5 protein-coding genes are annotated in these 17,100 nt (G+C 73.1%); 1 reads left to right on the top strand and 4 read right to left on the bottom strand.

Going from position 1 to position 17,100, the window contains the following annotated elements:
* Positions 1–14: 14 nt before the first annotated feature.
* Positions 15–782, bottom strand: a complete 768-nt coding sequence (locus AB0I28_RS02350) for an alpha/beta fold hydrolase (protein ID WP_357488872.1) — start codon at positions 780–782, stop codon at positions 15–17.
* 166 nt (positions 783–948) lie between these two features.
* Between AB0I28_RS02350 and AB0I28_RS02345 the strand changes: the two genes are divergently transcribed.
* Positions 949–1,974, top strand: a complete 1,026-nt coding sequence (locus AB0I28_RS02345; RefSeq protein ID WP_357488871.1) for a TauD/TfdA family dioxygenase — start codon at positions 949–951, stop codon at positions 1,972–1,974.
* A 61-nt stretch (positions 1,975–2,035) separates the two neighbouring features.
* On the opposite strand, the gene AB0I28_RS02340 is transcribed toward AB0I28_RS02345, so the two are convergent.
* Genes AB0I28_RS02340 through AB0I28_RS02330 form a run of 3 tightly spaced genes read right to left on the bottom strand, consistent with a single transcriptional unit; the run spans position 2,036 to position 17,000 of the window.
* Entirely contained in the window at positions 2,036–3,322 is a 1,287-nt protein-coding gene (locus tag AB0I28_RS02340; RefSeq protein WP_357488870.1) for an MFS transporter, read from the bottom strand.
* On the bottom strand, positions 3,323–16,744 hold the full coding sequence (locus AB0I28_RS02335) for an amino acid adenylation domain-containing protein (protein ID WP_357488869.1): 13,422 nt from the start codon (positions 16,742–16,744) through the stop codon (positions 3,323–3,325). It lies immediately after the preceding gene.
* A gap of 49 nt (positions 16,745–16,793) precedes the next feature.
* A complete protein-coding gene (locus AB0I28_RS02330; RefSeq protein WP_357488868.1) occupies positions 16,794–17,000 on the bottom strand; it encodes an MbtH family NRPS accessory protein in 207 nt (68 codons plus the stop codon).
* Positions 17,001–17,100 lie beyond the last annotated feature (100 nt).

Genomic DNA, 17,100 nt, shown 5'->3' with positions numbered 1-17,100 from the left:
TGGGGTCCGGCGGATCACGTGTAGAGGGCCAGGTCGGCGCGGACGGCGGCGGCCAGGACCTCGCCCTGGTCGAAGCCGAAGAAGTGGCCGCCGGTGAAGGTGCGAAACCGCGCCGTCCCGGTGGTGCGGGTGCGCCAGCCGGCCAGCTGCGGCCGGGTCACGGTCGGGTCGGTGTCGCCGGTGTAGACGTGGATCGGGATGCTCAGGCGGGTGCTGATGTCGTGCCGGTGGCGCTCCCAGGTCCCCAGGTCGATGCGCAGCGTGTTGAGGGCCATGCCGAGCAGTTCGGCGTCGCCGAGGACCTCGTCGGGGACGGCCTGCCAGCTCTTGACGCGTTCGAGGAGTTCGGTGTCGGTGGCGTCGCTGAGGCGCAGGGCCGAGCGGGTGTGCGGCGCCGGCGAGGCGACCGCGAACAGCGCACGGGGCGCGGGTGCGCCGGCCTTCTCCAGGGCGCGGACCAGCTCGTAGGCGTAGGAGGCGCCGAGGCTGTAGCCGAGGACGGCGTAGGGACGGTCGGCGAGTTCGGCGACGGCACCGGCGAGTTCGGTCACGAGCGCGCCGGCGTCGCTGTGGGCGGGATCGTCGAAGCGGCCCTCACGGCCGGGGAACTGGACGGGATGGACGCCCAGGTCGGGTTCGAGGAGCCGGGACAGGGGCAGGAATCTGCTGGCACCGCCGCCGGCGAAGGGCAGGCAGATCAGCCGGGCCCGTTCGTCCCTCGCGCGGCTCGGGAACGGGAACCAGGTCCTGTTCCGGGTGCTGCGGATGAGCTGAATCGTCATGATGCCAGGTAAAGCGGGGACACTGTCGCGGCGCTGTCGAGCCGCTATCGGTGCGGTGCGCGGGATGGGGTCGGGAATGGCGGCCGATAGCGGCCGGATAGCGCGCGCTCGGACGATCGCGGTATTCGGCCAACGCATTCCCAAGCGCGCCAAGAGAGGAACCATGGTGACCATCGCACCCGGGCTGGGCGTCGTCGACGCCCTATCCAGCCCCACCCACGTACCGGACGTCGACGACGGAATCCTCGAGCTCGCCCCCTATGAGCAGGAGATCGTGTCCGGTCTGACCCTCGACCTGGAGACCTCGGGCCACACCGGTCCCGACGATCCGGGATGGGTCGAGCTCGCCAGGGCCCGCTGGGAGCGGATGCCGGAGCGGGCGCGGCTGCTGGTGGGCCGTTTCAAACGCTTCGGCAACGCGGGCGGCTGCCTGCTGGTGCGCGGGCTGCCGGTGGCGGCGGGCGCGACGCAGCCGACGCCGTCGAAGGCCGGTTCGGTGTGCTCGGAGCCGACGGCGGCCGCGGCGGTGCTGTCCATGTTCGCCACCGGGCTCGGCGACCCGGTCGCCTATCGGCCGGAGAAGTCTGGCGCGCTGGTGCAAGACGTCGTCCCGGTCCCGGGTCTGGAGAAGTTCCAGGGCAACGCGGGTTCGAAGACGATGCTGTCCTTCCATGTGGAGAACGCCTTCCACGAGCATCGCCCGGAGTACATCTCGCTGCTGTGCCTGCGCTCCGACCACGAGAACGTCGCGGGTCTGCTGATCGCCTCGATCCGCAGGGCGAGGCCGCTGCTGGACGCCGCCACCGTGGCGGCGCTGTCGGCACCGGAGTTCTCCACGGCCGCCCCGCCCTCGTTCGGCGCGGGCGTGTCCTGCGCCGACCCGCATCCGGTGCTGGGCGGGGATCCGGCCGACCCGGACCTGCGGGTGGACTTCGCGGCCACCGAGCCGCTGACCGGCCGAGCACGGCGGGCCCTGGCGGCGCTGGCGGAGGTCTTCGGGGAGGTCGCGACGACGATCCGGCTGCAGCCCGGTGACTGGGCGATCGTGGACAACCGGATCGCCGCTCACGGCAGGACGCGCTTCGTTCCCCGCTACGACGGTTTCGACCGCTGGCTCCAGCGGACCTACGTCAATGTGGACCTGCGCCGCTCGCGGGCATTGCGGGCCGGTGACGGGTACATCCTCGGTTGAGCACCGGCGAAACCGGCCGCTCCCGCGAACATGGCGGGGGCGGCCGGTTTCGTCGTGCGTCCTAGACCTCGGAGGGCGCCGGCGACGGCTTCGCGGCCGGGGTCTCGGCCTCGGCCTCACCCTCGGTGCCGGGCTTCGGCTCGGCGGCCTTGGCGGCCGTCGCCCGGGCCTCGGCGCCCCGGCCGGTGAGCGCGATCAACGCACCGAGGACGAGCACCGCGGCTCCCACGAAGTACATCGGCTGGTAGCCGATGTAGCCGACCAGGCCCGAGCCGAGGGCGATGGAGGCGGTCGAGGCGGCGGTGAAGGCCATGTCGGCGGCGGAGTAGACGCGGCCCTGGAGCTCGTCGGGCGTGTATCGCTGGAGGCACGTCACGGCGCCGACGCTGGACAGGGGCACGGTCAGCCCGGCGAAGAAGGCCGCGAACAGGACCAGCGGCAGCGAAGGGATCGTCGTCAGCAGCATCGAGACGGCGAAACCGCCGAGACCGACCGCGGTGAGCCGCACGGCGCCGATGCGCCGGGCGATCGCGCCGGTGAACAGTCCGGCGATCACCGCCCCGACTCCCTGCACCATCGCGATCACGCCGACGAAGGCGCCGGACTTCCCGAGGCCGTCGGTGGCCACCGCGAACAGGCCCGACTCGGTGAAGCCGAAGACGAGCGCGGCCACGACGGCGCCGCCGACGACCGGCATGAGCACCGGCTGGCGTCGCAGGTAGTGGATCCCGGCCATCGCCTCGCGGCGCAGGCTGGTGCCCGGCTCGGGCTTCTTGGGCTTGTCCTGGGTGACCTTGAGCAGGGTGAACAGCCCGGCGGCGGCCATGAAGGTGACGATGTCGAGGATGACGACGGCCTCGATGCCGGCCCAGACGTACAGCCCCGCGCCGGCCAACGGCAGCAGGATCCGCATCGACTCCTGGAGGGTGCGCAGGACGCCGTTGGCGTCGGCGAGCAGCTCATCGGGGACGATCGAGCTGATCAGCGCGTTCTGGGCGGAGGTGACGATCCGGTTGAGCACGCCGTAGCCGAACATCACCGCGTAGACCGTCCAGACCGCGCCCTTGCCGTCCACGAAGAGCATCGGGAGGACGAGGACGACGCCGAGCAGGTTGGCGGCGACGAGCAGTTCCCGGCGGCGGACGCGGTCGACGACGAGGCCGACCACGGGGCCGGCGAGAGCGCTCACCCCGAAGCAGAACATCACGATTCCGGCGGCGCCGGCGCTGCCGGTGATCTCGTTGACCCAGATCGCGGCGGCGAGCCACAGTGAGGAGTCGCCGATCCCGGAAAGGGTCTGACCGGCCACATAGACCCGAAGGTTGTGGTTCTTCCACAGGCTGCGCATCTAACTCCTCCTCGTGACGGCCGTGTCGGCCCCGAAATCGTCAAGTAGTGCTCCCGACAGCTCATCGAGGCTTTCGCGCCCGCCGTCGGCGTTGGTCATGACGACCAGCCCGTCGCCGGTGCGCCGGTCGGTGACGACCAGGCACTGGTACCCGGGCGTGCCACCGGTGTCGATGCGCAGGCTCTCCCCCGCCTCCCCGGTGCGGCCGAGGATCAGCGCGGCCGAGTCGGGCGTCAGGACGCGCGAGGCGTCGCCCGGTCCGGTGCCGCACAGTTCGGCCAGCAGCCGGAGCAGGTCTCGCGGTGTGCTCCACAGGCCCGCCGCGGCGAGTTCGGGCATGACCCGCCACCTCCCCCGATACGACTGTCCACTGTAGTCATGACCGGTCGCCGACGGGGTGTCGGCCGCAGGTGGCCGGTAGCCGCTCTCGCGCATTCCCAAGGGGTCCAGCACGAGTCCGTGCATCAGCTCGGCGAAGCCGGTCGCGGTGGCGTCGGTGATCACCTGCTGGAGGACGGTGAAGTGGGCGCCGGAGTAGCGGGTTCGCGCGCCGGGCTCCAGTTCGCGCCGCACGGGCGGAGTGGTCGCCGGTGCCCGTCCGTTCAGTGAATCGAGCAGTGTCGGGACGGGTTCGCCCGGCACGTAGCCGTCGTATCCGGTCTCGGTGAGCCCTGCGGTGTGCGTGAGCAGCCGCCGGATGGTGACGCCGGCGCCGATCCGCCAGTCGCGCAGGTAGCGGTCGGCTTCGGTGTCGAGGTCGAGGACGCCGTCCTGTACGAGCCGAAGGACGCCGGCGGCGGTGACGAGCTTGCTGATCGAGCCGGCCTGGAACAGGGTTCCCGGTCCGACGGGCGCGCCGCCGTCGGCGTCGGTGACGCCGTGGCACCACACCTCGTGCGGTTCACCGCCGCGCATGGTCGCCACGCTCACGCCCGGGACCCTGTTGCGCGCCAGCGGAACCAGCAGCGTCGGGGATCCGGCCGGGAGCAGAGCTCCGGCGCGTGCCGTGCCGGGCGTGGCGAGGCGTTCCAGGCAGTGGCCGACCACCTTGCGCAGGTGCGTCAGGTAGGCCTTCGCGAGGCCGGTGACGGTCGCCTCGGTGTGCCGCCGGGGCGAGTAGCGCCACTCGACGTGCAGCTCGCCGCCGATGACGGCCGCGTCGACCTCGATGAGGTAGGGGCGCAGGCCGCGCGGGGCGCGCATGACGCCGGTGGGCCCGGCAGCAGGGGTGAAGAGACCGGCGGCGGTCTCGCCGTCGTCCTGGCCGTGGTAGTTGAAGGAGATCTGCCCGGCGTCGCGCGAGCGGCCCGGTGCCGGCGCGAGGTGCCTCGCGATGCCGTGGCCGATCCCGTGGTGCGGGACGGCCCGAAGACGGTCGCGGACGGCGGTGACCGCGGCTCCCGGGTCGCCGGAGTCGAGTCGGACCTCGACGGGACGGATAGCGGTGAACCAGCCGACGGTCCGGGAGACGTCGACGTCGTCGAACAGGTCCTCGCGCCCGTGGCCCTCCAGGTCGACGCGGACGTCGTCGCGGCCGGTCCAGTCGCGCAGGGTGCGGGCGAGGGCCGCGAGCAGGAGGTCGTTGACGCCGGTGCGGTATGCCTGCGAGGCGCGCAGGAGCAGGTCGGAGGTGGTCTGGGCCGCAAGGGCGAGCGAGACGGTCGCGGCCGATCCCTCGCAATTGGGGCCGGTGTCGTGGTCGACGGGCAGGGGCGCGGCGTGCATGGGGCGTCCGTGCCAGTAGGCGGACTCCGGGGCGAAGCGCTCGCTCGCGGCGTACTCGCCGAGGCGGCGCGCCCAGCTCTGGTAGGAGCTGGTCTTGGCCGGCAGGGCGGGTTCGGTGCCGTCGGCGGCTGCCCGGTAGGCGGTGTCGAGGTCTTCGAGGAGGATGCCCCAGGAGACGATGTCGACTACCAGGTGGTGGGCGACGACGAGGACCGTGTCGGTTCCGCCGCCCTGGAACAGCACCGCTCGCAGCAGCGGTCCGGCGGCCAGGTCGAGCGCGGTGTTGGCGGCGGTCGCGGCGCGCTCCATCGCCGTGGCCCGGTCCTGCTCGGAGAGGCCGGAGAGGTCGGTCACGTCGACGGGCACGGCTTCGCCGGGCGCCGCGACATGCTGGTGCCAGCCGTCACCGTCTCGGCGAAGCCTCGTGCGCAGGGCGTCGTGGTGGACGGTCAGGGCGCCGAGCGCCTGAGCGAGCAGAGCCGGGTCGACCGGCTCGGCGCAGGCGAGCAGGGCGGTCTGGTTGTAGTGGTCGTGCGGCATGTCGAGTGCGGTGAACCAGTGCTGGATCGGGGTCAGGGCGACCTCGCCGGTCACCGGCTCCCGCTCCTCGGGCACCGTGGCGGCACCCGGCACGCCGGCGGCCTCGGCGAGCCCGGCGACGGTGCGCCGTTCGAACACGTCGCGGAGAGTCAGGCGCAGCCCGTCGCGACGGGCGAGGGAGATGAGCCTGATGGCGCGGATGGAGTCGCCGCCGTGGTCGAAGAAGTCGTCGAAGCGGGCGGGTTCGCCGCGTCCCAGGACTTTCGCCCAGACGGCCGCGAGGAGCTTCTCGGCCCCTTCGCGCGGGGCCTCCCCGGCGGCGGGAGTCGTCTCGGTCCAGGGCGCGGGAAGGGCCTTGCGGTCGATCTTCCCGTTGGAGGTCAGCGGCATGGAGTCGAGAACGGCGATGGCGGGCGGCACCATGTAGTCGGGCAGCGCGGCCTTGAGGTGGTCGCGCAGCGCGTCGATGTCGACGCCGGTGCCTTCGCCTACGACGTGGGCGGCCAGCTCCCGCCTGCCGTCGTGTCCGCTGTGGACGGTGACGGCGGCGTGCCGGACCTCGGGGTGGGCCAGCAGCCGCGCCTCGATCTCGCCGAGTTCCACGCGGTAGCCGCGGATCTTGACCTGGTGGTCGACGCGGCCGGCGAACTCGAAGACGCCGTCGGCGCGCAACCGGGCGAGGTCTCCGGTGCGGTAGAGCCGGGCGCCGGGCCGGGTCGCGAAGGGGTCGGGCACGTACTTGTCGGCGGTCAGCGCGGGCTTGTTCAGGTAGCCGCGCGTGACCTGCTCGCCGCCGACGAACAGCTCGCCGACCGCGCCGACCGGTACCGGCCGCAGGCTCGTGTCGAGGACGTACATGCTCGTGTTGGCGATCGGCCGGCCGATCTCCAGGACCGACACCGAGGGATCGACCACCTCGGGCACGACGTACCAGGAGCAGCCGACGACCGTCTCGGTCGGGCCGTACTCGTTGACGAGACGGGCTCCCGGCGCGATGCGGCGGAAGTCGGCGACCGCGTCGGGCTTGAGTTCCTCGCCGCCGACCACGAAGGTCCGCACCGAGCGCATCGAGCCCGCCGGGAGCATCGACCGCAGGACGTCGAGGTGGCTCGGGGTGGTCTTGACGAGGCTGAGGTCCCCCGGCCGCGAGACGAGCGCGGCGAGCGCCTCGACGGTGTCGGTGGTGGGCAGCAGAGTGATGTCCCGTCCGGCGATGAGCGGGAGGAACGTGCCGGTGATGGACAGGTCGAAGCCGATCGAGCCGACCAGCGGGGCACCGGAGGCGCCGTCCATGCCGTACTCGCCGAGGGTCCAGGCCAGGTAGTTCACCAGGCCGCGGTGTTCGACGAGGACGCCCTTCGGCCGGCCGGTGGACCCTGAGGTGTAGATGACGTAGGCGAGGTCGCCCCCGTCGGTGACCGCTTCGAGCCGGCCGGCGGGATTCGCGGCGATGACTTCGGCGTCGGCCGCGAGGTCGGCGAGGGTGCCGCCGAAGGTGGCCGGGGGCGGTCCGGACAGCCCCGCGTCGGTCACGACGATGGCCGCGCCGGTGTCGGCGAGCATGTAGTCGAGGCGTTCGGCGGGCTGGGCGGGGTCGAGCGGAACGTAGACGCCACCGGCCTTGAGGATCGCCAGCAGTGTCGTGACGACCTCGACCGAGTGCGGCAGGTGCACGCCGACGAAGGTCCCGGCCCCGCAGCCGAGGGAACGCAGATGCCGGGCGAGCCGGCTGGAGGCGGTGTCGAGTTCGGCGTAGGTGACCGTGGAGCCGTCGGCTGCGGTCACGGCGACGGATCCGGGGGTCAGCGCGGCCTGCTCCTCGAAGAGAGCGTGCACGGTGGGTCCCGGTGCGGCGGTGGACTCACCTGCGGCGGCGCCGACGACGAGTTCGCCTTCGGCGGCGGTCATCGCCGGGACCTCGCCGACGCTCGCCGGGGCCCCGGCGATGCCGCGCACGATCTCGGCGTAGTTCGCCAGGAGCCTGCGGGCGGTGTCCGCGCCGATCAGGCCGGTCTGGTACTTGAGGCTCAGGTCGATCCCGGTGGACAGCGCGGCGGCGCACAGCAACGGGTAGCCGGTCTGGGCGTAGCCGGGTCCGGCGCTGAGCTCAAGGCCGCCGGTGCGCGGCTCGGCCGGTGCGAGGTTCTCGTAGACGAAGATGCTGTCAAAGAGCCTGCGGTCGGCCGGGAGCGCGGCGCAGCGCTGGACCTCGGTGAGGACTCCGTGCTCGTGGTCGCGGACGGACAGGTAGCTCTCGTGGACCTCGCGCAGGAAGCGCGGCAGCGGTTCGGCCGGGTCGACCCGGATCCGCAGCGGCAGGGTGGTCATGAGCATGCCGATCATGTCCTCGATGCCGCCGACGTCGGCCGAGCGCCCGGCGAGAGTGCTGCCGAAGACGACGTCACGCTCCCCCGCGTAGCGGCTGAGCAGCATCGCCCAGGCCGCGTGCAGGATCGCGCCGACGGTGACGCGCTCGCGGCGGCCGAGTTCGCGCAGGCGGTCGGTGACGTCCTCGCCGATCGCCATGGCGAGTGCGCCGGTCTCGCCGGGCGCGGCGTGCGGGCGGTCGAGGGGCAGGGGCGTCGGCGAGTCGAAACCGGCGAGCAGCCCGGTCCAGTACTCGCGGTCGGACTCGGGGTCCTGGCGGCGCTGCCAGGCGACGTAGTCGCCGAAACGGGGCGAGGGCCCGCGGTCCGGCGCGTCCCCGGTGTCCACGATGGACCCGTAGGCGGCGAAGACCTCGCCGGCGACCGTCGTGGTGCTCCACCCGTCGAGGAGAAGGTGGTGGAACTGCCACACCATGCGGTGCCGTCCGGGCGAGAGCGTGATGAGGTCGAGGCGCTGGGGTGAGGCCGCGCCCAGGTCGAAGGGACGGCCGCGTTCGGCGAGAAGCCAGCCGGCGAACTCCGCGTCGGTGCGGTGCCGGTCCGACCAGTCGATCCGCCCGAGGTTCACCTCGGCGGCGCGGCGCACGATCTGGACCGGCTCGCGCAGCCCGTCCCAGGCGAAGGTGCTGCGCAGGATCGCGTGGCGGCCGATGACGTGGCGCCAGGCTTGGGTGAGGGCGGCGGGGTCGAGGTCCCCGTCGACGTCGACGACGTACTGCTGGTGGTAGTCGCCGCCTTCGGGCGCGTAGAGGGTGTGGAACAGCATCCCGGACTGCATCGTCGAGAGTGGATAGACGTCCTCGACCTCGGCGCCGCCGATTCCGTCGAGGAGTCCGGCGAGCTCGGGGGCGTCGAGTCCACTGTCGGCGAATGCTCTCCCGCCGGTCGCGACGGCCTGTCCCGAGCGCGGGACGACCCGGGCGAGCTCGCCGACCGTGTGGTGGGCGAACAGGTGCCGGGTGGTGAGCGCCAGGCCCGCCTCCCTGGCCTGCGAGACGATCTGGATGGCCAGGATCGAGTCGCCGCCGAGGTCGAAGAAGTTGTCGGCGGCGCCGACGCGCTCATAGCCCAGGACGTCGGCCCAGATCACGGCCAGGATCCGCTCGGTCTCGCCGGCCGGTTCGACGTGTCCGGCGGGAGCGGCCGGGCGCGTGTCCACTGTGGTCGGTGCGTTGACGGGTGAGACGTACGGCAGGACGCGGGCAGCCAGCGCCGACGGGCTCTCGGCGGTGCCGGCTGCCAGGCCGCGCAGCAGGGCGAGGTACTGGTCGACGAGGGAGGCGACGTCGCCCGGCGCGTAGCGCTCGCGCTCGTAGTTGAGCTGGAGGGTCAGCCCGCCGTGCCAGACGGCGTCGAGGACCAGTGGGTAGGCCGTGCCGATGGCGCTGTCCTGCTCGATGACGGTGACGCCCTCGGGGACCTCGCCCGCGGCGTGGCGGACGTTGTGGAAGACCAGGATGCTCTCGAACAGCCGCCTTCCCTGCGGGACGCGGGAGCGGCGCTGGACCTCGACGAGGGAGCTGTGCTCGTGTTCGCGGGAGTCGGCGAGCGCTTCGTGGACCTCGCGCAGCCATTGTCCGGTGGTTCCGTCGCTGGACGGGCGGACGCGGACGGGGAGGGTGTTCATGAGCATGCCGACTATGCGTTCGGCGCCGGGTACGGGCACCGAGCGTCCGCTGACGGTGCTGCCGAACACGACGTCGCCGGTTCCGGCGTGCCGGGCGAGGAGCAGGCCCCAGGCACCGTGCAGGAGGGAGCCGAGGGTCACACGGTGGCGCAGGGCGGTGTCGGTGAGGCTCGCGACGAGGTCTTCGCCGACTTCGAGGTGGTGCAGGCCTGCCCCGGTGCCGCTCGCGGCTGTCGCGGCGGGAAGGGGGGTGGGTGTGGTGAAACCGTCGAGGACCCGCTCCCAGTGGCGGCCGGTGCTCTCGTCGGCGTGGCCGGCGATCCAGTCGAGGTAGCCGCCGTAGGACGCGGGCTCGGGTGCGGCGGGGGCGGCCCGCCCGGCGGCGAGCGCGCGGTAGGCGTCGAAGACCTCGGCGAGGACCACGGGCACGCTGGCGCCGTCGAGGACGATGTGGTGCGTGCGCCACAGGAAGGACCAGGATCCGGGGCCGGTGCGGGCGAGAGTGACACGGGTCGCCGGGGCGGCGGCGAGGTCGACGGGAGTGGTCTTCTCGGCGTCGATCAGCCGGAGGAGGCGGTCGCGGGCGCCGGGTCCGCCGAGGTCGACGTCGCGGAAGTCGAGCGCGGACTCGCGCAGGACGACCTGGACCGGGTGCGGCAGTCCGCGCCAGGCGAACACGGTGCGCAGGGCCGGGTGCCGGTCGACGACGGTCTGCCAGGCCGCGGCGAAGGCGTCGGTGTCGGGGGTGCCGTCGACGTCGAAGGCGAAGACCTGGACGTAGTCGCTGCCCTCGTTGTCGCCGAGGACGTGGAAGAGCATGCCGGTCTGCAGTGGCGCCAGGCGGTGGACGCTCTCGACCGTGCCGGGTGCGAAGCGGTCGGCGACCAGCGCGGTGTCCACTCCGGACGGACGCGCGACCGTCGCCGGCGCCTCGGGGCGGTCGGCCTTGGCCGCGAGCGCGGCGATCGTTGGCGTGCGGACCAGGTCGCGCGGTCGCAGGGTGAGGCCGAGGTCGCGGGCGCGGGCGACGACCTGCATCGCGAGGATCGAGTCGCCGCCGAGGGCGACGAAGTCGTCGTGGACGCCGACGCGCGGGACGTCGAGCAGGTCGGCCCACAGTGCGGCCAGTGCGCGTTCGGTCTCGTCGCGGGGCGCGACGTAGGCGACGGGCGCGAAGCCGGCGTCCTCGCGGCGGGGCGCGGGCGCCCGGCGGGGCCGGCCGACGGGGGCGATCGCGGTGAGTTCCGCGCCGGGTTCGAGCAGCCGCGACAAGGCCCCGAGGTAGGAGTCGAGGAGCCGGTGAGCCGCGTCGGCGCCGACGCGCGCGACGTCGTAGTTGAGTTTGAGGAGCAGGTCGCCGTGGAGCCCGGCACCCAGCACGAGCGGGTATCCGCTCTGCTCGTAGGCGCTGTCGAGGTCGAGGCGGAGTCCTTCGGCGACCTCGGTGGAGGGCGCGCCGAAGTTCTCGTAGACGAAGATGCTGTCGAACAGCGGCTCGCCGGCCGGCAGGGCCGCGGCGCGGCGGACCTCGCTCAAGGAGACGTGCTCGTGCTCGCGGAGAGCGCCGAGCGACATGTGCAGTTCGCGCAGCCAGTCGCCGACGGGCGCGTCGGCCACGGTCACCCGGGCGGGGAGGGTGTTCATGAGCAGCCCGACCATGCGGTCGATGCCTTCGACGGGCGCCGAACGCCCGGCCGAGGTGGTGCCGAACACGACGTCGGCGCGCCCGCTGTCGCCGGCCAGGAGCAGTGCCCAGGCCGCCTGGAGGACGGTGCCCGGTGTGACGCGCTGGGAGCGGGCGAAGGCGACGAGCCCTTCGGCGCGGTCCCGCGGCCAGGTCGCGCGGGCGATGCCGACCTCGGCGGAGTCGTCGTCGTTCTCCGGCCGCACCGCCGAGATCGGCGTGGGGCCGTCGATGCCGGCCATCGCCGCGCGCCAGAAGTCGCCCGCGGTCTCGCCGGACTGCCCGGCGAGCCAGGCGATGTGCTCGCGGTAGGCGACGGGCTCGGGCATGGCGGGCACCGGTTCACCGGCGGCGAGGGCGCGGTAGGCGGTGAGGATCTCGTCGAGGACGATCGGCACGCTCCACCCGTCGAGGAGGATGTGGTGGAAGCGCCAGACCAGGCGGTGCTCGGCCGCGCCGAGACGGATGAGCGTGAACTCCAGCGGTGGGGCGGTGTCGGGCGACATCGGCGCGAGCCGCGCGGACTCCAGCCGGGCGGCGAGATCGCCGCCGGCCACGCCGGTCCAGTCCAGCTCGGTCCATTGTGGAGCGCCGGGCGCGTGTACGAGCTGCACCGGGTGCGGCAGTCCGCGCCAGGCGAAGGAGGTCCGCAGAGCGGGGTGGCGGGCGACCGCGAGCGCGCAGGCCTCGCGCAGCGCGGCCGGGTCGAGCTCCCCTTCGACGGTGTAGACGAACTGCTCGACGTAGTCGCCGCGTTCGGGCTGGGCTGCGGTCTGGAACAGCATCCCGGCCTGGAGCGGCGACAGCCGGTAGACGTCGGTGACGCCGGTCAGGTCGTGGGTGGCGTCGAGGATGTCGAAGCCGTCGCGGGCGAGCCCGGCGAGCGGGAAGTCCTCGGCGGCGGGCCCTCCCCCGCCGTCGGCGGCCAGTTCGCGCACGGCGTCCTCGAAGAGCCCGGCGAGCTTCTCGATGGTCGCCTCGTCGTGGCAGCCGGTCCCGTAGTGCCAGGCGACCCACAGCTCACCGTCGAGGACGTATGCGGTCACGTCGAGGAGGTAGGGGCGGTGCCCGGCGGGTGAGCGCTCGACGCCGAGGGCGTCGGCGGCGCTGCCGTCGATGGCGCTGAGGTAGTTGAAGCAGACCTGGGGCGCGCCGGCGGCGGGCCGCTCACCCCCGCGAAGGTGCCGGGCGACGCCGTGACCGATCCCCCGTCGTGGGGCGGCGCGCAGGTGGTCCTTGACGGCGGTGACCCATTCGCCGGGACGGGCTCCTTCGGGACGCAGCACGACCGGCTGCACGGTGGTGAACCAGCCGACGGTGCGGGTGAGGTCGACGTCGGCGAACAGGTCTTCGCGGCCGTGCCCTTCCAGGTCGACGGCGAGAGCGGTGCCGCCCCACAGGGTCAACGCGGCCTTCGCCAGCGCGGTCAGCAGGATCTCGTCGACGCCGGCGCGATGCGCGGTCGGGAGGCGACGCAGCAGGGCCTCGGTCTCGGCGGCCGGCAGGCGACTGGCGACGTGCGCGGTGTCGCCGAGCAGGTTGCCGTCGAGCGGCTGGTCGGTCGGGATCGGCGGCACGAGCGCGAGTTCGGCGTCGCGGCGGGCCCAGAAGTCGGCCTCGCCGTCGAACTCCGGACCGCGGGCGTAGGCCGCCAGGCGCTCGGCCCAGGCCCGCACCGAGGTCGTCTTCGCCGGCAGTGCCCGGCCTTCGAGGAGCGCGTCGAGGTCTTCGAGCAGGACGCCCCAGGAGACGGTGTCGACGGCGATGTGGTGGACGGCGATCAGCAGTTCGGCCGAGCCGTCGCCGAGCCGGTAGAGCACCGCGCGCAGCAGCGGCCCGCCGGTCAGGGACAGCGAGGTGTGGGCGAGGGTGGCGGCCTCGTGCGCCGCGGCCGCCGGATCGGCGACGCCGGCCAGGTCGACGACGCTGAGCAGCTCGGCCTCGCCGGGCGGGGCGATGAACTGCCGCCAGGTCCCGTCCTCGTTCGACAGGCGCGAGCGCAAGGCGTCGTGGTGTCCGACGAGGACGGTCAGCGCCGAGCGCAGCGCGGCCTCGTCGGGGGCGCGCTCGTAGCGCAGGCGCGCGGCCTGGTTGTAGTGGTCGCGGGGGACGTCGAGCTCGGTGAACCAGTGCTGCACGGGCGTGAGCGGGACCTCGCCGGTGACGAAGCCCTGTTCGGCGTCGACCGGCGCGGCGGTGGCCGTCGCCGACGCCGCCGCGGCGAGCTCGGCGACGGTCTGGTGCTTGAAGAGAGCGGTCGGCCGCAGTGCCAGTCCGGCCTCGCGGGCCTTGCCGACGACCTTGATCGCCAGGATCGAGTCGCCGCCGAGTTCGAAGAAGTTGTCGTGCGGGCCGACCGCCGTCGCGCCCAGCACCTCGGCCCAGATCGCGGCGAGCGCGGTTTCGGCGGCGGTGCCGGGCCGTTCGGCGGACGCGGCGTCGCGGCGGGCCGTCGCCGGGTCGGGCAGCGCCGTGCGGTCGACCTTGCCCGCCGAGGTCAGGGGCATCGCCGGGAGGGTCACGAAGACCGACGGGACCATGTACTCGGGCAGTTCGGCGGCCATGAACTCGCGCAGTTCGGCCGGTGCGGGCGCCGCGTCCGGGTCGGCGGCGACGAGGTACCCGACGAGCCGCTTGTGCCCGTTGCGGCCGGTCACGGCGGCGGCCACCGCCTCGGTGACGCCGGGGTGGAGTCCCAGGCGGGCCTCGACCTCGCCGAGCTCGATCCGGTAGCCGCGGATCTTGACCTGGAAGTCGGTGCGGCCGAGGAACTCGAAGTCGCCGTCGGCGCGGTAGCGGGCCAGGTCGCCGGTGCGGTACAGCCGTTCGCCGGGCGCGCCGTAGGGGTCGGGTACGAACTTCTCGGCGGTGAGTGCGGGGCGGTGCAGGTAGCCGCGCGCGACGCCGTCGCCGCCGATGTAGAGCTCGCCGACCACGCCCACGGGCGCGGGGTTGAGGCCGGCGTCGAGGACGTACATGCGCAGGTTGCCGATGGGCTTGCCGATCGACACCGAGACGGAGGCGTCGAAGTCCGGCGGCACGGTGTAGATCGAGCAGCCGACGACCGTCTCGGTCGGGCCGTACTCGTTGATGATGCGGGCGTTTGGCGCCACCGCGCGCCATCCGGAGACCGTCTCGGGGCGCACCTCGTCGGCGCCGACCACGAAGGTCCGCACCGAGTCGACGGAGCCGGGTTCGAGCATGCCGCGCATGACGTCGAGATGCCCCGGGGTGATCTTGAGGAGGCTGAAGTCGCCGGGCTCGGTGAGCGCCTCGGCGAGCGTCTCCAGGCTCTTGTCGGTCGGCAGCAGCGTCACGCATTTGCCGCCGGTCAGCGGCAGCCAGAAGTTCGGCACCGACAGGTCGAAGGCGATCGACCCCAGCATCGGGGCTCCGCGCTCGCCGTCGAGGCCGTAGCCCTCGACGGCCCACCAGAGGTAGTTCACCACGCCCCGGTGCGGGACCAGCACGCCTTTCGGGCGGCCGGTGGAGCCGGAGGTGTAGATGATGTAGAGCAGGTTGTCGGCCGTCGACAGCGGCTCCGGATCGGCGTCGGAGCACGCCTCGATCGACGGCCAGTCCCCGTCGATGGTGACCATCCGGCCGGTGAAGGTCTCCGGGATCGACGCGCGCAGCGCCTCGGTGGTGACCACGATCGGCGCGGCCGTGTCGGCCAGGATCCACTCGGCGCGCTGGCGGGGCAGGGCCACGTCGAGCGGCACGTAGGCGCCGCCGGCTTTGAGGACGCCGAGCAGGGCCACGAACATCTCGACGGAGTGGTCGGCGCAGACGCCCACCAGCGTCTCGCGCCCGACGCCGAGGCCGCGCAGGTAGTGCGCGGTCTTGTTGGCGAGGGCGTTGAGCTCGCCAAAGGTGACGGCGGTCCCGTCGAGGCGCCAGATCGCCGGGCGGGCGGGCTCGCGGTTCGCCCACTCCTCGACCAGGCCGTGGACCGTCGCCGTGGTCGGGTACTCCATCGCGGTGGCGTTCCACTCGACGAGCGCGTCGCGCCGCTCGGGGCCGGTGAGCATGCCCGCGTCGGCGACACGGGTGCCCGGATCGGCGACGGCGGCGGCCGCGATGTTGGCGAGGTGGTCGAGGAGCCGCGCGGCGAAGTGCGGGCGGTACAGGTCGGTGGCGTAGGTCAGGTCGAGGGTGACTCCGTCGGGGTGGTTGACCGCGATCAGGGTCAGGTCCACTTTGGCCAGTCCGGTGTCGAACCAGGCCGGCTCGCAGCTCAGGCCGTCGAAGTCCCACTCGTGCTCGCTGGCCTCCACGCACTGGAAAATGACCTGGAACAGCGGGTTGCGGCCGGGTTCGCGCGGCAGCCGCAGGGCCGCGACGACCTGGTCGAAGGTCGCGTCCTGGTGGTCGAGGGCGCCGGTGACCGAGGAGCCGGCGCGGCCGAGCGCCTCGGCGAAGGACGGGGAACCGGTGAAGTCGAGCGGGATCGCCACGGTGGAGGCGAACATGCCCATCATCGACTCCGCCTCGGGCCTCCCCCGGCCCGACAGCAGCGATCCGACCGCGAAGCGGCCCTGACCGCTGTAGCGGTGCAGGACCGTGCCGAACAGCGCCATCAGCGCGCTGAACATCGTGGTCTTGTGGGCGGCGGCCAGTGCCCGCAGGCCCGCGCTCAGCTCGGGCGACAGCGTCCGGCGCTCGACGCCGCCCCGGTAGGACGGCTCGTCGGGGCGGATGCGGTCGGTGGGCAGTTCGAGGACGGGCGGCACACCGGCGAGGGCGTCGCGCCAGTAACCGGTGTCGCGCTCGCGGCGCTCGGTCTGGGCCGGCTCGCTCAGCCAGGCGGCGTAGTCGGCGTACTGGACGGGCAGTTCGGCGAGACCGTCGGGGGTGCCGCGGCGGCGCGCGGAGTACAGCGCGGCGAGTTCGCGGGCGAGCAGTCCGCAGGACCACTCGTCGGTGAGCAGGTGGTGCATTCGCAGGACGAGCAGGTGCTCGTCGTCGGCGACGGCGGTCAGCGCGGCGGTGAACAGCGGCCCGTTCGCCAGGTCGAAGGCCTCGCCGGCGTGGCGCTCGGCCTCGGCGAGCGCGTTCGCGCGGCGTTCGGCGAGGGTGTCGCCGGGCGCCTCGGCGATGGTCAGGGGCGCCTCGCCGGGTTCGCGCGGGACCTGCACGGGTCCGCCGGGCGTGGATTCGTAGGTGGTGCGCAGGATCTCGTGCCGGCGAACCAGGGCGGCGACCGCCTCGGTGAAGGCGGCGGTGTCGACGTGTCCGCGCAGCCACATGACCCGGTAGACCCCCGACAGCGTGTTGTCGGAGCGGAGCTGGTCGGCGAGCCAGACGCCGTGCTGGGCCGGCGACAGGGGCGCCGGTCCCGGCTCGGTCCGGCGCGGGATCCCCGCCGGTGCGGGGCCCGCGCCGAGACCGCGGAGCCTGCGTTCGAGCAGGAGCCGTTTCGCCTCGCTGAGGTGGGGGGCGGCGATGTCTGAGGTCATGATGGGCGATCCCTTGCGGCGAGGCGGCGGGCTGGGGTTCGGGGCTGGCTCAGGCTGCGTCGGCCATACGGCGGCGCAGGCTCAGTGGGCGCATGTCGGTCCACACGGTCTCGATGTGGTCGAGGCACACCTGCCGGGTGCCCGAGGTGCCCTCGTCGTGCCAGCCCGCGGGGATGTCGCGGTGGGCGGGCCAGATCGAGTACTGCTCTTCGTCGTTGGTCACGACGCGGTAGGTGCTCTGGTCGTCGTCGAACACGGCGTGCTCCTGTTCGCTGTCGGGGCTTGACCGAAACGATCGCGACGGCGTCTATCGGCGGCCTTTCGGTGCGCTATCGATCGAGATGGCGAGCCGATAC

Origin of the sequence: Phytomonospora sp. NPDC050363 (assembly GCF_040655735.1) — a bacterium.
GTDB lineage: Bacteria > Actinomycetota > Actinomycetes > Mycobacteriales > Micromonosporaceae > Phytomonospora.
The sequence above is the reverse complement of the archived record's forward strand: the minus strand, read 5'-3'. Positions and strand labels throughout refer to the sequence as shown.